Here is a 2146-nt window from a genome sequence, read left to right on the forward strand (position 1 = left end):
CCCCGTGGCCGCCCTGTGCCCGCCCCGTGGCCACCCTGTGCCCCCGTGATGGGCAGGTGGCCGGGCCAGGCGGCGCCCCGGCTGGCGACGTGTCCGCGTCAGGCCATGCCGCCCGCAACAAGGCCTGCGGCGATTTTCGCGTAAGCCTCGGCCATCTGCCCCTCGCCGGCGGCAATCGGGGTGCCATTGTCACCCGCAAGGCGGGTCTCCAGATCAATTGGCAGGGACCCGAGCAGCGGCAGGCCCAGCTCCCGCGCCTCGGCCGCGACGCCACCGTTGCCAAAGATATGATGAGTGCCGCCGCAATCGGGACAGGTAAAGAAGGACATGTTCTCGATCAGCCCCAGGACCGGTGTCTTGAGTGTATTGAACATATCAAGCGCCTTGCGTGCATCGAGCAGCGCCACGTCCTGCGGTGTGGAGACGACAATCGCGCCGGAGAGTTCCGTCTTGGTGCAGAGGGTCAGCTGCACATCCCCCGTGCCCGGCGGCAGATCGACAATCAGCACGTCCAGTTCGCCCCAGTTCACCTGCCCCAGCATTTGCTGCAGCGCACCGATCAGCATCGGCCCCCGCCAGACCACCGCCTTGCGCGCCTCCACCATGAAGCCGATAGACATTATAGTGACCCCGTGGGCCTGCAGCGGTTCGATCGTCTTGCCATCCGGGCTGGCCGGCTGCCCGGTCACCCCCATCATCCGCGGCTGGCTGGGTCCGTAGATATCGGCATCGAGCAGCCCGACCTTGCGCCCCTGCCGCGCCAGCGCCACCGCGAGGTTGGCGCTCACGGTGGATTTGCCGACACCGCCCTTGCCGGAGGCGATGGCGAGAATGCGGCTGACACCGGAGGGTTTGATCGGACCGGACTGCGCCTTGGGGTGGCCACCGATCTTGAGACTGGGGGCGGGCGACTTTTCCGCCGGGCCATGCGCGGTCAGGACCACCGACACGCTGTCAACGCCGGGCAGCGCCGCAACTGTCGCCTCGGCGGCGCGGCGCAGCGGTTCCATCTGGCTGGCGATCTGCGGCGAGGGCGCCTCTATGACAAATCGCACGGCGCCGCCGTCGACGCTCAGGGCGCGGATCATGTCGCGAGAGGACAGCGTGCCGCCGTCGGGCAAGACCAGACGGTCCAACGCGTCCCGAATCTCCTGAGTGTCGATAGCCATGATCCTGTCCCCTTTTATGTTTGCGCTAAAAACATGCACTCCCAGCATATAGGAGGTGCCCTTGCGTCACCCAAGCGGCAAATTGTCCACAGGCCGGGCGCTGCGATCAAATGTTGCCCAATGCGGCGTCAATTGGGAATTTTATCGCGCGACTTTTGGGCAGTTGTGGAAAATTATCCCATAGACCCATGCACTTGCTGCATAGCAGAAATGACCATTTCCCGGATTGTGCGTTTGCAGCAATTGTCTATCTTAAGGATCAACAGAGACGCAAACAGACTGACGGGCACCTGGCCCTGACGACACAGAGACGAGCGAGATGAACCGATGGCAGCCCTCAACCAGATCAACGCACAAAGCACTTTTGCCGTATCCGGCATCGCGCAGATGATCCAGAACGCACGCGTCCGCTTTGCTCAATACCGCGTCTACCGCGAGACCCTGAACGAGCTCAACGCTCTGAGCGGTCGCGAACTGGCCGACCTGGGGCTGAACCGCTCCATGCTGAAGCGCGCCGCTTTGGACGCCGCCTACGGCAAACAGTAAGAACAACCGAGATCAGGTCCTTTCTCCTCCTCCCTTAAGGGCCTGTCCTACGCGGTGGCATCCTCCTCCTCCCTGATGCCACCGCACCTAATACCGGCCTGAGCCGGACCCAGATGCACCGGATTTCCTCCTCCCTTAATCCGGTGTTTGACAGAACGGCGGCACATCAACTGGGCGAAATCAACAGGGCGAAATCAGCAGAGAGAAATCAACGGAGAGAAACCCGCTGAGAGAACCCGACAGGGAGAAACCCGCTGAGAGAACCCGACAGGGAGAAATCGCCTGTGCGCGGCGCACAGGTCGGATCGCTCAGCAAGTCGGATCGCTCAGGTTGGATCGTTCCGGTCGAAAAGGGGAGGGGGTAAACAGGAAACGGCGGCACCCAGGGAGGAGGAGGGGTGCCTCCGTTCTGTCAAACACCGGATTAAGGG

At 62.9% G+C, this 2146-nt stretch carries 2 protein-coding genes; one reads left to right on the forward strand and one right to left on the reverse strand.

Annotated features, from left to right (window positions below; all coding sequences use genetic code 11):
- Window positions 1-98: 98 nt before the first annotated feature.
- Entirely contained in the window at window positions 99-1169 is a 1071-nt protein-coding gene (locus TRIHO_RS17210; RefSeq protein WP_068246526.1) for an Mrp/NBP35 family ATP-binding protein, read from the reverse strand.
- A gap of 327 nt (window positions 1170-1496) precedes the next feature.
- On the opposite strand from TRIHO_RS17210, the gene TRIHO_RS17215 reads away from it, so the two are divergent.
- Window positions 1497-1715, forward strand: a complete 219-nt coding sequence (locus TRIHO_RS17215) for a DUF1127 domain-containing protein (RefSeq protein ID WP_068246528.1) — start codon at window positions 1497-1499, stop codon at window positions 1713-1715.
- Window positions 1716-2146 lie beyond the last annotated feature (431 nt).

The organism is Tritonibacter horizontis (genome assembly GCF_001518015.1).
Taxonomy (GTDB): domain Bacteria; phylum Pseudomonadota; class Alphaproteobacteria; order Rhodobacterales; family Rhodobacteraceae; genus Epibacterium; species Epibacterium horizontis.